This is a genomic window from Streptomyces zagrosensis (assembly GCF_014203645.1).
In the GTDB taxonomy this organism is placed as follows: domain Bacteria; phylum Actinomycetota; class Actinomycetes; order Streptomycetales; family Streptomycetaceae; genus Streptomyces; species Streptomyces zagrosensis.
This window is the reverse complement of sequence record NZ_JACHJL010000053.1, coordinates 1-4,487: the sequence shown is the minus strand read 5'-3', so window position 1 is coordinate 4,487 and position 4,487 is coordinate 1. Positions and strand designations below refer to the sequence as shown.

The window sequence follows — 4,487 nt, the reverse complement described above, 5'->3', positions numbered from 1 at the left end:
GGCGACGTATCAAGCAACTCCACCGCCATACCCACCCACTGAGCACCCTGCCCAGGAAACACAAACACCGGCTTCGCCACACCACCCACCCGGCCGATGGCCGTGAGTTCGGTGACGTCGCCGAGGGCGACCACGGCGAGTTCAGCGGCCAGTTCGTCGCGGTCGGCGGCGACGAGCACCGCATGGTGTTCGAGCCGTGCGCGGGTGGTCAGTTGGGAGTGGCCGATGTCCGGCACGGTCAGGTCGGGGTGCTCCAGCAGGTGCCGGCGCAGTCGGTCGGCCTGGGCGCGTAGGGCGGGCTCGGTACGTGCTGAGAGCAGTACGGGGGTGGCGGCTGCCGGGGGCGGGGGGACCTCGTCCGTGGCCGGGGCATGGCCCGGCGTGGTCTCAGCCGGGTCCGCGACCGCGGCCGTGGCCTCGGCTTCGGCAGGCGCCTCTTCGATGATGATGTGCGCGTTGGTGCCGCTCACCCCGAACGATGAGACGCCGGCTCGGCGGGGACGGCCGTGGTCGGTCCACGCCCGGGCCTCGGTCAGCAGCTCGACGTTGCCTGTCTGCCAGTCGATGTGTGGGGACGGCTCGTCGGCGTGCAGGGTCTTGGGCAGTACGCCGTTACGCATCGCCATGACCATCTTGATGACGCCGGCGACGCCGGAGGCGCCCGAGGTGTGGCCGATGTTGGACTTGATGGAGCCCAGCCACAGCGGGTCCCCCGCGCGGTCCTGTCCGTACGTCGCGAGCAGCGCCTGCGCCTCGATGGGGTCACCCAACACGGTGCCGGTGCCGTGGCCCTCTACGGCGTCCACCTCGCCCGGGGTCAGTCCGGCGTTGGCCAACGCCTGCCGGATGACGCGTTCTTGTGCCGGACCACTGGGCGCGGTCAGGCCGTTGCTCGCACCGTCCTGGTTGATGGCCGTGCCTCGAATGAGGCCAAGGATGCGGCGCCCGTTGCGGCGGGCGTCGGACAGCCGTTCCAGGACGACCAGGCCCAGGCCATCGGAGAAGCCGGTGCCGTCCGCCGCGGCCCCGTAGGCGCGGCAGCGACCATCAGGCGACACGGCCTGCTGACGGCTGAACTCGGTCAGGGTGATCGGGGTTGTCATGAAGGTGACGCCGCCGGCGACCGCGAGTGAGCATTCGCCGTTGTGCAGGGCCTGCGCCGCCATGTGTAGGGCGACTCCGGAGGAGGAGCATGCGGTCTCCACGGAGACGGCCGGGCCTTCCAAGCCGAGGGTGTAGGCGATGCGGCCGGAGGCGACGCTGGACATGGTCCCGGTGATGCGGTAGCCCTCGTACTCGGTGGGCACGAGCATGCTGTAGTCGGAGCCGGTGATGCCGACGTAGACGCCGGTGTCGGTGCCGCGTAGGGACGTCGGGTCGATTCCCGCGTGCTCCAGGGTCTCCCACGAGGTTTCCAGCAGCAGCCGCTGCTGCGGGTCCATGGCGGTCGCTTCGCGTGGGCTGATGCCGAAGAACTCGGCGTCGAAGCCGCCCATGCCGGTGACGAATCCGCCGGCGCGCGCGTACGTCGTGCCGATCTGCTCGCGGTCCTCGCTGTAGAGGCGTTCCAGGTCCCAGCCGCGGTCGGTGGGCAGCGGGCCGATCGCGTCGCGGCCATCGGCGACGAGCTGCCACAGGTCATCGGCGGAGGCGACGTCGCCGGGGTAGCGGCAGCCGATGCCGACAATGGCAAGTGGTTCGTCCACGGCGCCGCGCCTCTTCTGCGCGGTGGGCAGGGCGCTCTCCGCTGGGCCGTCGATCTGCGACAGCAGCAGCCGGGCGACGGCGACCGGGCTGGGGTGGTCGAACACGACGGTGGCGGGCAGCGGGACACCGGTACTGCGCGAGAGGCGGTTACGCAGTTCGACGGCGCTGACGGAGTCGAACCCAAGGTCCTTGAAGGCGCGTTCGCCGTCCACCTCGTCGGCGGATTCGTGGCCGAGTACGGACGCGATCTGCGCCCGTACCAGTTCGAGCACCACCGACTCTCGTTCAGTGTCCGGCACGTCGGCCAGACGGCGCGCGAGGGAGCCGCCGGCCGCGGCGCGCCGGGCGGGCACGCGCACGAGGCCGCGCAGCACGGCGGGCAGCAGTCCGGCCCTGGCCTGCTCGCGCAGCACGGCCGGGTCAAGGTCGACGGGGGCCAGCAGCGGCTCGGCCGCGGTGAGGCCGCGGTCGAACAGGTCGAGGGCGGTTTCGGTGGGCAGCGGAACGATGCCGGTTTGCGCGACGAGCGCGGGGGCTGCGCCAGTGGCCTCGCCGTCGCCATCGGCCCAAAGGCCCCAGGCGAACACGGTGCCGGGGAGCCCGGCGGCGCGTCGGGTGCCCGCGATCGCCGTCAGCGCGGCGTCCGCGGCGGATGCGGCGGCCTGGCCGGGGATGCCGATCAGGCCGGCGAAGGAGGAGAACAGCACGAACGCCGACAGGTGCAGGTCGGCGGTCAGTTCGTGCAGGTGGCAGGCCGTATCGACCGTGTCTCGCAACACCGCGTCCAGCCGCTCGGCGGACAGCGTCTCGACCAGTCCGGCGTCCGTCACACCGGCGGCGTGCACGACCGAGGTCAACGGCCGTTCCAACGAGCCAATCAGCGCGGCTAGTTGGCCGAGGTCGGTGACATCGCAGGGTGCGACGTGGACTGCCGCGGGCAGGGTGTCCAGGGCCGCCGCGGCGTGCGGGACGGCCAGGACGACGTGCCGGGCGCCGTGCCGGGTGACGAGGTGCTCGGCGACGCGGGCGCCGAGGGCGCCGGTGACGAGCACGGTGCCGTCACCCACCACGGGGCTCGGCTCGTCAGCCGCCGGGCCGCCCGCTGCCGGCCCACTCGCTGCCGGACCGTTCGCGCGAGCAAGCCGGGGCGCGCGCACGGTGCCGTTCCGTACGACGAGTTGCGGCTCGTCCAGGCCGAGGAGCGTGCCCCATTCGGGCCCGCCTTCGGCGTCCGTGTCGAGGTCAACGAGGAGGATGCGGCCGGGTTGTTCGGACTGCGCGGCGCGTACGACGCCCCACGCGGCGGCCTGCGCGGCGTCGGGCACCTCGCTCTCGCTGGTGGCCACCGCGCCGCGGGTGACGACGACGAGGGTGGCCTCGCTCAGGGCGCCGTTGGCCGGCCACCGCCGTACCAGCGCCACGGCCCGCGCGGCGGTGTCCCGCACCGCGGTGGGGGTGTCATCGCCGGTCGTGTCGAGCACAGCGAGCACCGCCTGCGGGGCGGGCGCGCCCTCGGTGATGGCCTGCTCCAGCGCGTCGAGGTCGGCGTACTGATCGGCTACGTGCGCGAGTTCGCCGATCGCGGCCGTACGCACCGGCTTGGCCGCGCCTGCGGTGAGCGGCGTCCAGTCAAGGCGGAACAGCGCGTTGTGCCCGGCCTTGTGCTGCCCGAGGCGGGCAGGGTCGGCGGCGCGTACGGTGATCCGGTCGGCGTGGGCCAGGAGGGCGCCCTCGGTGTCGAAGACGTCGATCCGCACGGCGCCATCGTCGACCGTGGTGATGCGGGCGCGTGCCTGGGCGGTCGAGTCCCCGGTCACACTGACGCCGGACCAGGACGCCGCCGCCGGCGCCGTGTCGCTGCCGGCCCTGTGGGTGGTGTGTAGCGCGGACTCCAGCAGGGCCGGGTGGATCGCGTAGCCGCCGGGCTCCGTGCCGTCGGGCAGGGCAAGTTCGGCGTACACATCGCCGCCGGCCATCCACACCGATTGGGCACACTGGAAAAGCGCGCCGCAGTCGAGGCCGAGTTCAGCGAGCGCGGTATAGAGGGCGTCCACCGATACGGGCTCGGCGCCGGCGGGCGGCCACGCGGCCAGCCGGGCCGATGCCGGTTCGACGCTGGGGGCGATGCGGCCGTGCGCGTGGCGGACGGCGTCGGTGGAGCGCTCCGTACCGGTGTCGGGCCGTGAGTAGACGGAGACCTCGCAGCGGCCGTCTGCGTCGGGCTCGCCGAGCGTGACCTGGATGCGTAGGGGGGTGTCGTCGTCCAGGACGGGCGGGGTGTCGAGGTGCAGTTCCTCGACCAGGTCGCATCCGACGTAACGGCCCGCGGACAGCACCAGTTCGAGCAGCGCGGCGCCGGGCAGCGTCACGGTGCCGAACAGGGCGTGGTCGCGGGTCCAGGGCTGGCCCTGGTGGGAGACCCGGCCGGTGAAGACCCACTCGTCGCGGTCGCCGACCTGCACCGCCGCCGCGAGCACCGGGTGCTCGACGCGGCCGAGGCCGATCGCGGATGCGTCGGCGGAGCCAGCGGCGTCGAGCCAGTAGTGCTTGTGTTGGAAGGCGTAGGTGGGCAGCGGGATGTGTCGGGCGTGGGAGTGCGCGAAGCACGCGGCCCAGTCGATCCGTACCCCAGCGATATGCGCCTCAGCGAGAGAGAGCAGAAAGCGCTTCAACCCACCCTCATCGCGGCGCAAGGAACCCACGACGCCGACGCGGCGATCGGTGCCATGAGCGGCGATGGTCTCTTCCACCGCCATGGCAAGCACCGGATGCGGAGACAT

General features: G+C 72.7%; 1 protein-coding gene. It reads right to left on the bottom strand.

All coding sequences use genetic code 11. The features are described from left to right. On the bottom strand, positions 1 to 4,463 hold a 4,463-nt coding region (locus tag FHS42_RS35925; RefSeq protein WP_184580553.1), incomplete at its 3' end, for a type I polyketide synthase. Positions 4,464 to 4,487 lie beyond the last annotated feature (24 nt).